Source organism: Streptomyces rubradiris, assembly GCF_016860525.1.
In the GTDB taxonomy this organism is placed as follows: Bacteria; Actinomycetota; Actinomycetes; order Streptomycetales; family Streptomycetaceae; genus Streptomyces; species Streptomyces rubradiris.
In genome coordinates this window covers 2,344,571-2,361,203 of sequence record NZ_BNEA01000015.1, presented here as the reverse complement: position 1 = coordinate 2,361,203, position 16,633 = coordinate 2,344,571, and the positions used below count along the sequence as shown (strand labels likewise).

Here is a 16,633-nt window from a genome sequence, read left to right as displayed (position 1 = left end):
CCATGCCCCCGACTCTCGCCTCGCTCGTCAACCACTCCGCGCTGAAGCTGACCGTGCGCGCGGGCGAGGACCACCTCGACGTGCCCGTCCGCTGGGCGCACGTCAGCGAGCTGGCCGACCCCGTGCCCTACATGGAGGGCGGCGAGCTGCTGCTGATCACCGCGCTCAAGCTGGACGCGGAGGACCGGGAGGCCATGCGGCGCTACGTGCGCCGGCTGGTCGGCGCCGGTGTCGTCGGGCTCGGGTTCGCCGTCGGCGTGAACTACGACGAGACGCCCGAGCCCCTCGTCGAGGCCTGCGCGCAGGAGGGCCTGCCGCTGCTGGAGGTGCCCCGCCGCACCCCGTTCCTCGCCATCAGCAAGGCCGTCTCCGCGGCCATCGCCGCCGACCAGTACCGCGCCGTCACGGCCGGTTTCGCCGCCCAGCGGGAGCTGACCAAGCAGGCCCTCGGCGCCGGCCCCGAGGGCGTCCTCGGCGCGCTCGCCGCCCAGGTCGACGGCTGGGCGGCGCTCTACGACGCCTCGGGCGCCGTCGTCGCCGCCGCCCCGGACTGGGCCGGCCGCCGCGCCGCCCGGCTCACCGCCGAGGTGGAGCGGCTGCGCGAACGCCCCGCCCCCGCCTCCTCGGTGGTCGGCGGACCGGACCACGAGGACCGGGTGGAGCTGCACAGCCTCGGCACCGGCCGCCGCCCCCGCGCCGCGCTCGCCGTCGGCACCGCCGCCGCCCTCGGCACCGCCGAACGGTACGCCGTGCACTCCGCCATCGCCCTGCTCACCCTCACCACCGAGCGCTCCCGCTCCCTGCACGCGGCCGAGCAGCGCGTGGGCACGGCGGTGCTGCGCATGCTGCTCGCCGGGGAACCGGACCACGCCCGGGCCGTCGCCGGCGACCTGTACGGCGCGCTGCTGGACGCCCCGTTCCGGATGATCGTCGCCGAGTCCGCGTCCGGTCCGGCCGGCGAACACCTCGGTGAGCTGGCGGAGACCGTGGAGTCCGCCGCGGCCCGGGCCGGGGAGGCCGTGCTGGTGGTGCCCGAGGGGGAGCGGCTGGTGGTGCTGGCCGCCGACGGGGGCGCGGCGGTGGCCGCGTGCTCCGCCTGCGCCGCCGCGCGCGAGGCCGAGCGGGCGCGGCCCGAGCAGGGGCGGGGGGACGAGGACGGCCTGGTCGTGGGCCTGTCCGCGCCCACCGGGCCCACCGCGGCGTCGGCGGCGTACAAGCAGGCCGAACAGGCGCTGTCGGTGGCGCGGCGGCGGGGCCGGGTGTTCGTGGAGCACGAGCAGCTGGCGGCCGGGTCGGTGCTGCCGCTGCTGGCCGACGACGCGGTGAAGGCGTTCGCCGACGGGCTGTTGCGGGCGCTGCACGAGCACGACGCCACCGGGCGGGGGGACCTGGTCGCGTCGCTGCGGGCGTGGCTGTCCCGGCACGGGCAGTGGGACGCCGCCGCGGCCGACCTGGGGGTGCACCGGCACACCCTGCGGTACCGGATGCGGCGGGTCGAGGAGATCCTCGGGCGCAGCCTGGACGATCCCGACGTCCGCATGGAGCTGTGGCTGGCGCTGAAGGCGACGACGACGGAGTGACCGGGGGCCTCGTCCCTCCGGCTGCCGTCACCGCACCGGTGCCTGTCCTTCCGGCCGCCGCCCCGGCGCCGATCGGCTGCTGACCTCGCCAAACCGGCGTACCCCCCGAACCGACTGCTACGACTCGGACAAACGACCCCCGGCCGCCCCCGCCCTACCGTGGACCTCGCAAGCCAAGCACACCCCCAACGCGGAAGGGCCGGGACTCGTACATGACTTCCACCCATGCCTTCTGGCTCGCCGGCCGCCAGGTCACCGGCGAGGACAGCTTCGACGTCACCTCCCCGTGGGACGGCCGGCTCGTCGGCTCGGTCAGCGTGCCGAGCGAGGCCCAGGTCGAGGAGGCCGTGGCCGCCGCGTACGCCGTACGGGACGAGTTCGCCGCCACCCCGGCGCACGTCCGCGCCGCCGCCCTGGACCACGTCAGCAAGCGGCTGGCCGAGCGCACCGAGGAGATCGCCCAGCTGATCTCCGCCGAGAACGGCAAGCCGATCAAGTGGGCGCGGGGCGAGGTCGGCCGCGCGGTCTCGGTGTTCCGGTTCGCCGCCGAGGAGGCCCGCCGGTTCAACGGCGGCGAGGCCCAGCGGCTGGACACGGACGCCGGCGGCCAGGGCCGGCTCGGGCTCACCCGCCGCTTCCCCAAGGGCGTCGTGCTCGGCATCGCGCCGTTCAACTTCCCGCTGAACCTGTGCGCCCACAAGGTCGCCCCGGCCATCGCCGCCGGTGCCCCGATCATCCTGAAGCCGGCCCCGGCCACCCCGCTGTCCGGCCTGATCCTCGGTGACCTGCTCGCCGAGACCGAGCTGCCGGCCGGTTCCTGGTCGATCCTGCCGGTCCCGAACGACCGCATGCCCGCCCTGGTCCAGGACGAGCGCCTGCCGGTCATCTCCTTCACCGGGTCCGACAAGGTCGGCTACGCGATCATGGACTCGGTGCCGCGCAAGCACTGCACGCTGGAGCTGGGCGGCAACGGCGCCGCGGTCGTCCTCGGCGACTACGCCTCCGACGCCGACCTGGACTGGGCCGCGACCCGCATCGCGACCTTCTCCAACTACCAGGGCGGCCAGTCCTGCATCTCGGTGCAGCGGGTGATCGCCGACGCGTCGGTGTACGACCGGCTGCTGCCGCGCATCGTCGCCGCCGTCGAGGCCCAGGTCACCGGCGACCCGTCCGACCCCAAGACCGATGTCGGCCCGCTGGTCAGCGAGGACGCCGCCAAGCGCGTGGAGTCCTGGGTGGACGAGGCGGTCGCGGCCGGCGCGAGCCTGCTCACCGGCGGCAAGCGGGACGGCGCCTCGTACGCGCCGACCGTCCTCGCCGACGTGCCGGCGGACGTCACGATCGCCTGCGAGGAGGTCTTCGGCCCCGTCCTCACCGTGTGCAAGGTGGACGGCGAGGAGGAGGCGTTCGCCGCGGTCAACGACTCCAAGTTCGGCCTCCAGGCGGGCGTGTTCACCCACGACCTCCAGGTCGCCTTCCGTGCCCACCGCACCCTTGAGGTCGGCGGTGTGGTGATCGGCGACGTCCCGTCCTACCGCGCCGACCAGATGCCGTACGGCGGCGCCAAGCAGTCCGGCGTGGGCCGCGAAGGCGTCCGGTACGCGATGGAGGACTACACCTACGAGCGCGTACTGGTCCTGACCGGTCTCGCGCTCTGACCTGCCACGGACAGGTCAGGAACAGAACGGCCGCAGCCTACTGTGCGGAGGCTGCGGCCGTTCGCATGTCCGGGCGCCGGACTCTGGTTACTGGGAACCGTTTTCAGATAACCTGGTGACGGACCGCCGATCCGAAGGGGCCCGGCGCCGCTGCCTTCCGGTGCCGGGCCCCTTCCTGGTGCCGGGCTTCTGCGGACCCTCAACCGGAGAAGCCGACGTGCGCGAGCCGGACGGGGCCGCGCAGCCCGAGGCGGACGTCGTGGACGCCCTCGGCGATGAGGCCGGCCGAGAGGGTGGTGTAGGCGTACGGGCCCGCCGTGGGAGAGTCCAGGGTGAGCGTCACCGGCGCCGGGCCGCCGTCCAGGGAGATCTCCACCGTGCCCTCGCCCGCCACCCGCACGGACACCTCGCGTATGCCGGTGCCGAAGTCGCAGTCCTGGTAGACCAGTTCGGCCGTCGTGCCGTGCGCCGGGGTCACCGCGTCACCCTCCGTCTTCGTACGGTCCACGATCGCCGCGCCGGACTGCTCGTCGAAGTCCGCGGCCGGCAGGCCGTGTTCGCGCACCGCGCGCGGGGCCGGCGGCTCGCCGTCGAGGTGCACGGTCGTCCGCAGCCGCACGTCCTCGCTGGACGCGCCCAGCAGCAGCTCGTACGGACCCTCCTCCAGCCGCCACGCGCCCCGCCGGACGTCCCAGAACTCCAGGTCCCTCAGCGGGACTTCGAAGGAGACGACGGCCGTCTCGCCGGGGGAGAGCGTGATCCTGCGGTGCGCCAGCAGCTCGCGGCGCGGGCGCGGCACCGACGGCTGGACCGCCCGGCCGTAGAGCTGGACCACCTCGTCCGCCGTCCGGTCCCCGGTGTTGGTGACCGCGCACTCCACCAGCACCGAGTCCGCCGTCACGCGGGCGGCCGGGCCGGCGTAGGCGAAGGACGCGTACGACAGGCCGTGGCCGAAGGGGAAGAGCGGGGTGCCCTCGAAGTACAGGTAGGTCTGGCGGCTGCCGATCACGTCGTAGTCGAGCAGGTCCGGCAGGTCGGCGTCGGCCGCGTACCAGGTCTGGGGCAGCCGGCCGGCCGGGGAGACGTCGCCGGCCAGCACCCGGGCCAGGGCCGTGCCCGCCGCCTGCCCGCCGTGCGCCGTCCAGAGCACGGCCGGCAGCCGGGCCGGGTCCACCGCGTACGGGTACGCCGACACCAGCGCCAGCACCGTGCGCGGGTTGGCGGCGCGGGCCGCGTCCAGCAGCCGCCGCTGGTGCTCCGGCAGCAGCAGCGTCGTACGGTCCTCGGTCTCCCGGCCGTTGATGTGCGGGTCGTTGCCCGCCACCACCACGACGACGTCCGCCCCGGCCGCCACCCGGGCCACGGCCTCCTCGCCACGCTCGGCCGTGACGACCTCGAAGACATCGCCCTCGTCGGCAACCTTCACGCCGTCGGCGGCGACCCGTACCCGGCGGCCCGTACCGAGGTGCTGGAGGAGGTGACCACCGGCGTGTGGTTCCAGGCGGAACGTCTCCTGTACGACCCAGCCGCCGGGCTGGTCGGCGGAGGCGCGCACGAAGCCGTCCTCGGCGACCGAGAGGTAGCGGCCGTCGGGGGCGCGCAGGGTCAGCACCCCCTCGCCCCAGTCGACCAGCGCGAACTCGCTGCCGGTCGCGTCGGTGGTGAGCGGCGGCAGATCGGTGCGCCCGGACAGCAGCGCCGGGTCCAGCGCGCCCTCGGCACCGCGCGCCCGGTCCGGGACGTCCGCCGCCGGCACCGCCAGGAACGCGCCGGACGCCGTCCGCAGCCGGACGCGGTCCACGCCCTCCGCGAACTCCACCCGCCGCGCTCCGAACCGCTCGTAGAGGCCCTCCAGCGGGGTGGAGCGGCGCAGGAGGCTGCCGCTGTACCAGTCGAGCTTGCACTCGTCGGCGAGCGGGCCGACGACCGCGATCCGGGTGTCCGGGGCCAGCGGCAGCAGGTCGCCGTCGTTCTTCAGCAGCACGATCGCCTGCTCGGCGGCCTCCTGGGCGAGCGCCCGGTGCTCCGGGGTGTCGAACGCGCCGGTGGCCGCGTGCGGATCGCGGTCCGGGTCGAACTCGCCGAGCCGGAACCGGACGGAAAGCTGGCGGCGCACGGCGGCGTCGATGTCCGCCTCCGTCAACAGGCCCCGCTCCACGGCCCCCTTGACCCGCGCGGTGATCGGCGCGCCGTCCGTGCCGTGGTCGGTGAAGCTGTCCACGCCGGCCAGCAGGGCGGCCGCGGTGGCCTCCTCGTGGGTGTCGAAGTAGTGCTCGGCGTCGACCAGGTTGGACGGCGCGCCCGCGTCCGAGCAGACCAGCAGCTCCTCGTCGGTCCAGGTGCGCAGGTGCTCGCGCAAGTACGGGGAGACGTGGTTGGGGCGGCCGTTGACCAGGTTGTAGGCGGGCATCACCCCGGCCACCGCGCCCGCCTGCACCGTCTCCCGGAAGGCGCGCAGGTCGTACTCGTGCAGCACCCGCGGGCGCACGGAGGCCGACGAAGTGGCCCGGTCCGTCTCGTTGTTGTGCGCCAGCCAGTGCTTGAGCACGGGCGCGGTACGCCAGTACAGGGGGTGGTCGCCGCGCAGGCCCCGGGTGTACGCCGTGGCGATGGCGCTGGTCAGCTTCGGATCCTCGGCGTAGCCCTCCTCGTTGCGGCCCCACAGCGGGTGGCGCAGCAGGTTGACCGTGGGGGACCAGACGTTCAGGCCGACGCGGTCGTCCCGGGCGCGCATCGCGCGGGCCTCCCTGCCGACCGCCTCGCCGATCCGCCGGACCAGCTCCGGGTTCCAGGTCGCGCCGAGGCCGACGGCCTGCGGGAACACGGTCGCCGGGCCCATCCACGCCACCCCGTGCAGGGCCTCCTGGCCGGTGCGCCAGGCGGCGACGCCGAGGCGCTCCACGGCGGGCGCGAACTGGTGCAGGAAGGAGATCTTCTCGTCCAGGGTGAGCCGCCCCAGCAGGTCGTCGACGCGCTTCGCGAACGGCAGACGCGGATCGCGGAAAGGCGGTGCGGACGGCGAGTCAACGGTCACGAGTGGTTCCCCTTGCGCATGGAGCGGCTGACGCTTTCGAAGCGCTTCGATGCTCAGTGCGGGAAGCCGGGGTGTCAAGGTGCCGGTCCGAAACAGGGTCGCCATCTCTCCGCAGGGCAGGGCGCGGCGCGAACTGCGAGGCCCTCCGGGCGTCCGAGGAAACTTGGGATCGGCCCTTGTGCGCCCCCAGGTGTTCACTTAACCTCGCAGCAACATCGAAGCGCTTCGACGGCTGCCCATGCACCCCGGCGCTTCCGCTCAGCCGATCCACTGAAGACACCGCGACCGACGGCCCGCCGCCGGGTGTCCCGGTGCGCCATGAAGGGTTGACGCAATGACGCCGTACGCCGCCTCCTCCGCCCCCAGCAGGAGAAGCTTCCTCGCCTCCACCGCGGTCGCCACCGCGGCGGTGGCCGGCGGACTCCCGCTGCTCACCGCCTGCGGCGGCGGGCAGGAGGGCCGCAAGGAAGGCACCACCTCCGGCAAGGCGGCCCGGAAGATCCTCCCCGCGTATGTGGCATCGAGCGTCGTCGCCCCCGACATCCCCGCGAAGAACGGCTCCTCGGCCGGTTTCACCAGGGCCGTCTCACCGGACCGGCTCAAGACCTCGGTGCCGGACAAGCTCGGCAGCGGCGGCGAGCTGACGATCATGGCACCCCTGTGGGGCACCCCGCCGGACAACGGCAACCCGTACTACAAGGCCATGAACGAGGCCATCGGCGTCCAGACCAAGTGGCAGAACCAGGACGGCAACACCTACGACGAGAAGCTCGGCGCGATCCTCGCCTCCAGCGACATCCCGGACGTCGTGGTCGTCCCCGGCTGGAACCTGAACGGCAAGATCCCCAACGCCGTCAACGCCAAGTTCGCCGACCTCGGCCCCTACCTGTCCGGCGAGAAGGTCAAGGACTACCCCAACCTCGCCGCCGTCCCCACCGACGCCTGGCAGCGCTGCATCTTCGGCGGCCTGCTGCGGGCGATCCCGCTCCCCGCCTCCTACGTCACCAACATCGCGCCCTTCTACCGCAAGGACGTCTTCGACAAGCACGGCTGGCAACCGCCCAGGACCACCGACGAGTTCCTCGCCTGGGCGAAGGAGGCCACCGACGCCAAGGGCGGGGTGTGGGCCTGCTCCGACATGAAGTGGACCGCGTTCAACGCCTTCGGAGTCCTCAACGGCAGCGACAAGGCGCTGTGGTGGAACCTCCAGGACGGCAAGCTGGTCAACCGGGTCGAGACCGAGGAGTACCTCGAAGCCCTGGAGTGGTCCCGCAAGCTGTTCGCCGCCGGCGTGGTCCACCCCGACGACAAGGCCGGCAAGACCACCAACCCGGCCGGCACCCGGTTCACCGCCGGCAAGCTGCTCGTCTACAACAACGACCTGTCCGACTGGTTCGGCAAGACCTCCGAACAGCGCGCCCAGAACCCGGACTTCGAGATGGCCGCCATGGACGTCTTCACCCATGACGGCGGCGACCCCCTCCTCTGGGCCGTCCAACCCTGCAACATCTTCACCTTCGTCAGCGAGAAGGCGTCGGAGCAGAAGATCAAGGACTTCCTCGCCATCGCCAACTTCTGCGCCGCCCCCTACGGCACGAAGGAGCGCCTGCTCGCCGAGTACGGCGTCGAGGGCACCGACTTCACCCTGGCCAAGGGCGTGCCCACCAAGACCACCAAGGGCGTCAACGAGGTCCTCGGCGCCTTCGACTACACCGGCAAGCCCGCCGCCTACGTCGCCCACCCCGACTTCCCCGAGGTCACCCGGGGCATGGTCGAGTGGCAGCAGCGCATGGGCGCCTTCACCAAGAAGTCCTCCTTCTACGGCCTGACGATCACCGAGCCGGGCCGCTGGTCCAACCTCGCCGACGACTTCGAGCAGCTGGAGGACGACGTCGTCCGCGGCCGGAAGAAGATCGGCGACGTGCAGCAGGCGGTCTCCGAGTGGAAGAAGCAGGGCGGCGACGACCTGCGCGACTGGTACCGCGAGCTGCTCGACACCACCGGTTCGGCGAAGTGACCAGCACGGTGCCCCGCGGCAGCGCCGGGACGAAGCGGAAACCGGTGGCGTCCGGCGGAGCCACCGGCCGCCGGGAGCGCGCCCGGGGGCTCGGCCTGCGCACCAGGTTCCGGCGCGACCGCACCCTGATCCTGATGACCCTGCCCGTGGTGCTGCTGCTCCTGGTCTTCAACTACGTTCCGATCCTCGGCAACGTCGTCGCCTTCCAGGACTACGACCCCTACCTCAGCGACAACGGCTTCATCGCTGTCTTCCAGAGCCCCTGGGTCGGCCTGGAGCAGTTCGAAAGGGTCGTCCAGGACGCCGGGTTCTGGCACGCCGTGCGGAACACGTTCGTCCTGTTCCTGCTCCAGCTGGTGCTGTTCTTCCCGATCCCGGTCGCGCTGGCCCTGCTCATCAACAGCGTGGTCCGGCCCAGGGTCCGCGCCGTCGCCCAGGCGATCATGTACCTGCCGCACTTCTTCTCCTGGGTGCTGGTCGTCACCGTCTTCCAGCAGGTCTTCGGCGGCGCCGGCGTCCTCGCGCAGGCCCTGCGCGAACACGGGCACCCGGGCTTCGACATCATGACCGACCCGGCGGTCTTCAAGTACCTGGTGACCGCCGAGATGGTCTGGAAGGACGCGGGCTGGGGCATCATCGTCTTCCTCGCGGCCCTCGCCGCCGTCCCCCACGACCTGTACGAGGCCGCCGCGATGGACGGCGCCGGGCGCTGGCGCCGCATGTGGCACATCACGCTGCCCGCGCTGCGCCCGGTGATCGCCCTGCTGCTGGTGCTGCGCGTCGGCGACGCCCTCACCGTCGGCTTCGAGCAGTTCCTGCTCCAGCGGCAGGCGGTCGGCCCGGACGCCTCCGAGGTGCTCGACACGTACGTGTGGTGGAACGGCATCCGCAACCAGGACTTCAGCTACGCGGCGGCGGCCGGCCTGATCAAGGGCGTCGTCGGACTGTCCCTCGTCCTCGTGGCGAACAAGGCGGCCCACCTGATGGGCGAGCAGGGGGTGTACAAGAAGTGAGCGCCGTGGTCGGCCGGCCGGTGCCGGAGGGCGTGCGCGGGCGGAGCCGGTGGGCCGCGCCGCCCCGGCCGGTCTGGGAGGAGGAGCCGGCGAAGGCCGGGCTCGCCGCGAAGGGGCTGGTCCTCGGGATCGCGTGCTTCGCCGTGCTCTTCCCGCTGTGGATCGTGATCGTCACCAGTCTGTCCCCGAAGAAGGTCATCGACGACACCGGCGGGCTCGTGGTGATCCCCAAGGGCATCACCTTCGTCGCCTACCAGGAGCTGCTCGGCGGCGGCCAGGTGCAGCGGGCCGCGCTGGTCAGCATCGGGGTGACCCTCGTCGGCACGCTGTTCAGCATGACGGTGTCGGTGCTGTGCGCCTACGGCCTGTCCCGCCGGGACTCGCTGGGCCACCGCTGGATCCTGATGACGCTGCTCGCCACGATGTTCTTCGGCGCCGGGCTCATCCCGACGTACCTGCTGGTGCAGGCGCTCGGCCTCACCGACACCTACCTGGCGCTGATCCTGCCGAGCGCGGTGAGCGTGTTCAACATCCTCGTGCTGCGCGGCTTCTTCATGGGCATCTCGCCCGAACTCGTCGACAGCGCGCGGATCGACGGGGCGGGGGACTGGCGGATCCTGTGGCGGATCGTGCTGCCGCTCTCCCGGGCCGTGCTCGCGGTGATCACGCTGTTCTACGCGGTCGGGTACTGGAGCGCGTGGTTCAACGCGTCGATCTACCTGACCGACCAGAAAATGATGCCGCTGCAGAACGTGATGATCCAGCTGGTGCAGAAGCAGGAGCGGCCGGTGGGGCTGTCGGCCCAGATCAACACCGGGCAACTGTCGCCGCTTGCCGTCCAGATGGCCGTGATGGTCCTGGCCCTGCTGCCGGTGGCCGTCCTCTCGCCGTTCGTCCAGAAGCATTTCCGGAAGGGGATGCTGACGGGGGCGGTGAAGGGATGACCGGGGCGCCTGACCAAAGGGGCGGTGCGGACTCGTCGGTGACCGCGGGTGCGTACGGGGCGCCCGCGCGGTTCCCCGCCTACGACACGGACACCGGGGCTCCGTACGGCGGTACCGACGTACAGGGAGCCCGCATGAGGCCGACCCTCGGCGATGTCACCCGGGGCCGCATCCTCTTCGGCGGCGACTACAACCCCGAGCAGTGGCCGGAGGAGACCTGGTACGAGGACGTGCGGCTGATGGAGGAGGCCGGGGTCAACTCCGTCACGCTCGGCGTCTTTTCCTGGTCCCGGCTCGAACCGGAGCCGGGGGCACGGGAGTTCGGCTGGCTGGACCGGCTGATGGACCTGCTGCACGGGCACGGCGTCGGGGTCGTCCTCGCCACGCCCACCTCCTCCCCGCCGCCCTGGATGGGCCGGCTGCATCCGGACACCCTGCCCCGGGACGCCGACGGCCGGACCGAATGGTGGGGCGGGCGGCAGCACTTCTCGCACTCCAGCGCCACCTACCGCCGGTACGCCGCCGCCATCACCGAGGACCTGGCCGCCCGTTACGCCGGCCACCCGGCGCTGACCATGTGGCACATCAACAACGAGTACTGCACCTTCGATCACGGCGACGAGGCCGCCGCCGCCTTCCGCCGCTGGCTGCGGGAGCGGTACGGCACCCTGGACGCCCTCAACTCGGCCTGGGGAACGGATTTCTGGAGCCAGGGTTACGACACCTGGGACGGCATCCTGCCGCCGCGCCGCCCGCACTACCTGAAGAACCCCGCCCAGGTGCTGGACTTCCGGCGGTTCACCTCCGACATGCTCCTGGAGTGCTGCACCGCCGAACGGGACATCGTCCGCCGGCACACCCCGCACCTGCCGGTGACCACCAACTTCATGCCGCTGTGGACCGGGCAGGACGGCTGGCGCTGGGCCCGCGAGGAGGACGTCGTCTCCGTCGACCTGTATCCCGACCCGCGCGACCCGCTCGGCGCCCAGCGCGGCGCGCTGGTGCAGGACCTCACCCGGTCGCAGGCGCGCGGGCCGTGGATGCTGATGGAACAGGCGGCCGGACCGGTCAACTGGCGCGGGGTGAACCACCCCAAGCCGCGCGGGCTGAACCGGCTGTGGTCCTTCCAGGCCGTCGCCCGCGGCGCCGACGCCGTCTGCTACTTCCAGTGGCGCCAGTCCCGGCAGGGCGCGGAGAAGTTCCACTCCGGGATGGTCAGTCACGCGGGACCGGAGGGGCGTACGTTCCAGGAGGTCAAGCGGCTCGGCGCCGACCTCGCCCGGGTCGCGGGCCAGGTGTCCGGCACCCGGATCACCGCCGACGTGGCGATCCTGCACGACTGGCACTCCTGGTGGGCCGCGGACCACGAGGGGCGCCTGTCGACGCTGGTCGACTACCCCGAGGTGCTCACCGCCTGGCACCGCGCCCTGTGGGAGGCCCACCTCACCGCCGACTTCGCCCACCCCGAGGACGACCTGTCCGGCTACCGGCTCGTCGTCGCCCCGCAGCTGTACCTCCTCACCGACTCCGCCATCGACAGCCTCCTCGCGTACACCGGCGGGGGCGGCACGCTCGTCTGCGGCTTCCTCACCGGCGTCGTCGACGAGGACGACCGGGTCCGACCCGGCGGCATGGACGCCCGGCTGCGCGAGCTGTTCGGCATCCGCACCCTGCACGAGTGGTGGCCGCTGGAGGCGGGCGAGACCGTCGGGTGCGAGGGCTTCCGCGGCACGCTGTGGTCGGAGGAGATCGAGCCGGCGCCCGGGGCCGCCGAGACCGTCCCCTACCGGGGCGGGGAACTGGACGGGCTGCCCGCCGTACTGCGCCGGGACCGCGCCTGGTACCTGTCCACGCTGCCCGAACCGGAGGCGCTGCGCTCCCTGCTGGCCCGCATCGCCGCCGGGGCCGGGGTCCGGCCGGTGCTGGACGGACTGCCCGAGACGGTGGAGGCGGTCCGCCGGGGGGACCTGCTGTTCCTGCTGAACCACGGGCGGGAGCCGGTCACCGTCCCGGTCCCGGGCACCCACCGCGACCTGCTCGGCGGCGCGGACGTCACCGACACGGTCACCCTCGGCCGCCACGGCGTGGCGGTGCTGCGGTCATGAGCGCCACGCCGGTCCACGGCACCTGGGAACCTGCCCCGGCCGGGCGCTGGGAGGACGCCTTCCTGAGCGGCAACGGCCACCACGGCGCCCTCGTGTTCGGTGACCCGGACGACGAGCGGGTCATCGTCACCCAGCACACCCTCGTCCGGCCCAACGGCGGCGAACACGCCCGGCCGCCCCGGCTTGCCGCCGCCCTTCCCCGGATCCAGGACCGGCTGCTGGCCGGCGACCTCACCGCCGCCGAACGCTTCACCGACGGCCGCCCGCTCCAGTGGGTGCAGCCCTTCCACCCCGCCTTCCAGGTCCGGGTGCGCCGGCCGGCGGGCGGCGGGCGCCAGGTGCGCCGGGCCGTCGACTTCACCAGCGGCGAGGTCACCGCGGCCGGCCGTGGTGCCGCGGGCCGGGTCTTCGTCTCCCGCGCGGACGACGTGATCGTGCACGAGGTCACCGCCGGCGACCTGGCCGTCACCCTGGACCACCGGCTGCCGGGCGCCCCGGCCGGGCTGCGCGTCGGGCACGGCGCGCTGCTCACCCCCGAGGGCGCCCTGCTGAGCCTGCGCGTGCGCTACCCGGACAGCGACCGCGCCTACACCGGCGTCACCCTCGTCGCCGTCACCGGCGGCCGGACGGAACTCACCCCGCCGGGCGTCCGCGTCACCGGCTGCCGTTCCGCGCTGCTGCTCACCCGGGTGCTCCGGCACACCGGCGAGGCGGACGTCACCGCCGAGTCCGGGCACCTGAAGGACCTGCTCGACGGCACCGAACACCCCTACGACGGCCTGCTCGCCCGCCATCTCGACCTCCACCGCCCCGCCTATCTGCGGGTCACCCTCGACCTCGGCGCCGACCCGGCCGAGCGCGCCCTGCCCGGCTCCGAACTGCTGAGGCGCCCGCACAGCCCGGCCCTGCTGGAGAGGCTGTTCGCGGCCGGCCGCTACCACCTGCTCTCCAGCAGCGGCCACCACCCGCCCCGGCTCACCGGACTGTGGACCGGCGACTGGGACACCGCCTGGTCCGGGGCGTTCACCACCAACGCCAACCTCAACCTCCAGACCGCCGCAGCGCCCGCCGCCGCGCTGCCCGAGGTCACCGAGGCGCTGGCCGCCTTCGTCGCCCGGCAGCTGCCGCACTGGCGGGCCAACGCCCGCGCGATCTTCGGCACCCGGGGCGCGGTCGCGCCCTCGCACAGTGACGGCGAGTCCGGGCTGACGTACCACTTCAGCCGCGAGTACCCGCTGCACCTGTGGACCGCGGGCGCCGACTGGCTGCTCAAACCGCTGGTCGACCACGACGAGATCCGCGGCGCGCAGGACCCGCGCACCGCCGCCGCCCTCGCCGAAGCCGCCCTCTTCTACGAGGACTTCCTCACCCGCACCGACAGCGACGGCCACCTCGTCGTCGTGCCCTCCTACTCCCCGGAGAACCGCCCCGCCAACGGAAGCTGGGGAGCGCTCAACGCGGCCATGGACCTCTCCGCCGCCCGGCACACCCTGCTCACCGCCGCCCGCTACCACCCCCAACACGCCAATAAATGGCGGGCGTTGGCCGGGCGGCTGCCCCCGCACCGGATCAACTCCGACGGCGCCCTCGCCGAATGGGCCTGGCCCGGCCTCCACGACACCTACGACCACCGCCACCTCAGCCACCTCTACGGCGTCTGGCCCCTGGAGGAGATCACCCCGTACGACACCCCGCGCCTGGCCGCCGCCGCCCACCGGGCGCTCCAACTGCGCGGCGCGGAGAACGACTCCGCCCACGGCCATCTGCACCACGCCCTGATCGCCGCCCGGCTCGGCGACGGGGACCGCGCCGGGCATGCCCTGCGCCGGGTCCTCGACGGCGACTACTTCCACGCCTCCCTGATGAGCGCCCACTACCCCCGCCGCGCCGTCTACAACGCGGACGCCGCGCACACCCTCCCCGGCGTGCTCATCGAGACGCTCCTGCAGTCCACCCCGGACCGTTTGATCCTGCTCCCCGCCGTCCCGGACGCCTGCCCGCGCGGCGAACTGCGCGGCATCCGCACCCGGTTCGGCGCGGAAGTCGACCTTGCCTGGGGCCCGGACGGCGCCCGGGCGGTCGTACGGCCCGGCCGCACCCTCTGCGTCGAACTGCTGACTTCCTCCGGCACCGAACCCCTCGAACTGGTCGCCGGGGAAGACCGCGTCCTCACTTCGAGGGCGCGGTGAACACTCCCCACACCCCCACCCATGGAAGGGACGCCATGGCAACGAGCATCATCAGCAGGGTCGCCAAGGCCCTGATCGCCCCCGCACTCGCCCTCGGCGCCACCGTCGGCCTGGCCTCGGCACCGGCCTCCGCCGCCGTCTGGAGCACCTGCGACCAGTGGGGCAACACCACCCTGAACGGCTACACCCTCTACAACAACATCTGGGGCTCCGGCGCCGGCAGCCAGTGCGTCTGGGCCAACTCCGGCACCAACTGGGGCGTGCACGCCGACCACCCCGACACCGGCGGCATCAAGTCCTACCCCAACGCCAAGAAGGTGATCAACAAGCCGATCACCTCCCTGACCTCGCTCACCAGCAGCTACAACGTCACCGTCCCGGCGTCCGGCGCGTACAACACCTCGTACGACATCTGGGACACGGACTACGACTACGAGATCATGCTCTGGGTCAACAAGACCGGACCCGTCGGCCCCCTGGGCACCGCGCAGGGCACCGTGACGCTGGGCGGGCACAGCTGGGCCGTCTACAAGGGCAACAACGGCGCCAACGAGGTCTTCTCCTTCATCCGCACCTCCAACTCCCGCTCCGGCACGGTGAACATCCTGCCGATCCTGAAGTGGATCAAGGACACGAAGGGTTGGTTCGGCAACGAGACCATCGGTGACGTCCAGTTCGGCTACGAGATCACGTCCTCGTCCGGCGGCCTGGACTTCACTACCAACAACCTGACCGTCAGCAGCAGTTGACCGACCGGGACCGACCCGCGCCGTCAGGAGGCGGCCGGCGCCGGTCCCGAACTCGCCCGCCGGGTCAGCTCGGGCGCGAGCAGGACCACCTCGTCGCCGCCGCGCCCGTCCAGCTTGGCCACCAGGCGCTCCACGGCCCGCCGGCCCATCTCCTGGGCCGGGATGGCCACCGAGGTCAGCCGCACCGACGCCTGCACGGCGACCTGGTCCGGGCAGATCGCGACCACGGACACGTCCTCGGGCACCGCCCGGCCCTGCTGGCGCAGCAGCGCGAGCAGCGGCTCCACCGCCGACTCGTTCTGCACCACGAACCCGCTCGTCGCCGGGCGCTCGTCGAAGACCCGGGCCAGGGTGAGGGCCATCGCGTCGTACCCGCCCTCGCACGGCCGGTGCAGCAGCCGCACGCCCGTCTCCCGGGCCGCGGAGCGCAGCCCGTCCAGGGTGCGCTCGGCGAAGCCGGTGTGCCGTTCGTAGACCGCCGGGGCCTCGCCGATGACGGCGACGTCGCGGTGCCCGAGCCCGGCCAGGTGCTCCACGCACAGCGCGCCGGTCGCGCTCCAGTCCAGGTCCACGCAGGTCAGACCGTCGGTGTCGGCGGGCAGCCCGATCAGTACGGAGGGCTGGTCGGTGCCCCGCAGCAGCGGCAGCCGCTCGTCCTCCAACTCGACGTCCATCAGGATCATCGCGTCGGCCAGCCCGCTGCCGGTGACCCGGCGCACCGCGTCGGGGCCCTCCTCGCCGGTGAGCAGCAGGACGTCGTAACCGTGCGTGCGGGCGGTGGTGGCCACGGCGATGGCGATCTCCATCATCACCGGCACGTACAGGTCGGTGCGCAGCGGGATCATCAGCGCGATGATGTTCGACCGCTTGCCGGCCAGGGCGCGGGCGCCCGCGTTCGGGTGGTAGCCGAGTTCCCGGATGCTCCGCTCGACCCGCTGCCGGGTGCCGGCGGAGATGGACCGCTTGCCGCTGAGGACGTAGCTCACCGTGCTCGCCGAGACTCCGGCGTGCTGGGCGACCTCGGCGAGGGTGACCATCCGGATCTCCAAGCTTGTGAAGCGCTTCGACACTGCGCGTTGCCGACAGGGTGGGTGAGGGTGGAAACGACCCTAACGCCAAGGAAGGCGGGCTGTCCATAGGCGTCGAAGCGCTTCGACAACGCCTGTCGTCCCCTGTCCCGGACCGGTCACGGCAACCTCCGCGCCGGACGGCGGCCACCGCGGCCACCGCGGCCACCACGCTAGACCCGGCCGGCTCCGCCCGGGTGGTGGGCCCCGCCCGTTTCGGGTACCAACGATCCAGCGGCACCGGTCGGTGCCGGTCGTCCCTCTCCGCGGCGAGGTG

At 72.9% G+C, this 16,633-nt stretch carries 10 protein-coding genes; 8 read left to right on the top strand and 2 right to left on the bottom strand.

Annotated features, from left to right (window positions below):
• Window positions 1-2: 2 nt before the first annotated feature.
• Window positions 3-1,580: a PucR family transcriptional regulator gene (locus Srubr_RS23505; RefSeq protein ID WP_189997568.1), complete on the top strand. Its 1,578-nt coding sequence runs from the start codon at window positions 3-5 to the stop codon at window positions 1,578-1,580.
• A 212-nt stretch (window positions 1,581-1,792) separates the two neighbouring features.
• Complete coding sequence (locus Srubr_RS23500) at window positions 1,793-3,238, top strand: aldehyde dehydrogenase family protein (RefSeq protein ID WP_189997567.1); 1,446 nt, start codon at window positions 1,793-1,795, stop codon at window positions 3,236-3,238.
• Window positions 3,239-3,437: 199 nt separating this feature from the next.
• Here Srubr_RS23500 and Srubr_RS23495 read toward each other — a convergent pair whose 3' ends face one another.
• On the bottom strand, window positions 3,438-6,377 hold the full coding sequence (locus Srubr_RS23495; RefSeq protein WP_373313592.1) for a glycoside hydrolase family 3 C-terminal domain-containing protein: 2,940 nt from the start codon (window positions 6,375-6,377) through the stop codon (window positions 3,438-3,440).
• Between the two features lie 229 nt (window positions 6,378-6,606).
• Here Srubr_RS23495 and Srubr_RS23490 point away from each other — a divergent pair, with 229 nt between their 5' ends.
• From Srubr_RS23490 to Srubr_RS23465, 6 genes are all read left to right on the top strand, one after another.
• Window positions 6,607-8,289 carry an extracellular solute-binding protein gene (locus Srubr_RS23490; protein WP_189997565.1) on the top strand — a complete coding sequence of 561 codons (1,683 nt, stop codon included), beginning with the start codon at window positions 6,607-6,609 and terminating at the stop codon, window positions 8,287-8,289.
• A complete protein-coding gene (locus Srubr_RS23485; protein WP_189997564.1) occupies window positions 8,286-9,302 on the top strand; it encodes an ABC transporter permease in 1,017 nt (338 codons plus the stop codon). Before Srubr_RS23490 ends, Srubr_RS23485 begins: the two co-directional genes overlap by 4 nt.
• Window positions 9,299-10,246 (top strand): carbohydrate ABC transporter permease, encoded by a 948-nt coding sequence (locus Srubr_RS23480; RefSeq protein ID WP_189997563.1) that lies wholly within the window; start codon window positions 9,299-9,301, stop codon window positions 10,244-10,246. Before Srubr_RS23485 ends, Srubr_RS23480 begins: the two co-directional genes overlap by 4 nt.
• Window positions 10,247-10,380: 134 nt before the next feature.
• The gene (locus Srubr_RS23475) at window positions 10,381-12,351 is read left to right on the top strand and encodes a beta-galactosidase (RefSeq protein ID WP_189997562.1); all 1,971 of its coding nucleotides are present in this window, start codon (window positions 10,381-10,383) and stop codon (window positions 12,349-12,351) included.
• Window positions 12,348-14,540, top strand: coding sequence for a glycosyl hydrolase family 95 catalytic domain-containing protein (locus Srubr_RS23470; protein WP_189997561.1), 2,193 nt, complete (start codon window positions 12,348-12,350; stop codon window positions 14,538-14,540). The genes Srubr_RS23475 and Srubr_RS23470 overlap by 4 nt, the downstream gene beginning before the upstream one ends.
• Before the next feature lie 35 nt (window positions 14,541-14,575).
• Window positions 14,576-15,289 (top strand): glycoside hydrolase family 12 protein, encoded by a 714-nt coding sequence (locus tag Srubr_RS23465; protein ID WP_189997560.1) that lies wholly within the window; start codon window positions 14,576-14,578, stop codon window positions 15,287-15,289.
• A gap of 23 nt (window positions 15,290-15,312) precedes the next feature.
• Here Srubr_RS23465 and Srubr_RS23460 read toward each other — a convergent pair whose 3' ends face one another.
• The gene (locus Srubr_RS23460) at window positions 15,313-16,326 is read right to left on the bottom strand and encodes a LacI family DNA-binding transcriptional regulator (protein ID WP_189997559.1); all 1,014 of its coding nucleotides are present in this window, start codon (window positions 16,324-16,326) and stop codon (window positions 15,313-15,315) included.
• Between the last annotated feature and the right edge of the window lie 307 nt (window positions 16,327-16,633).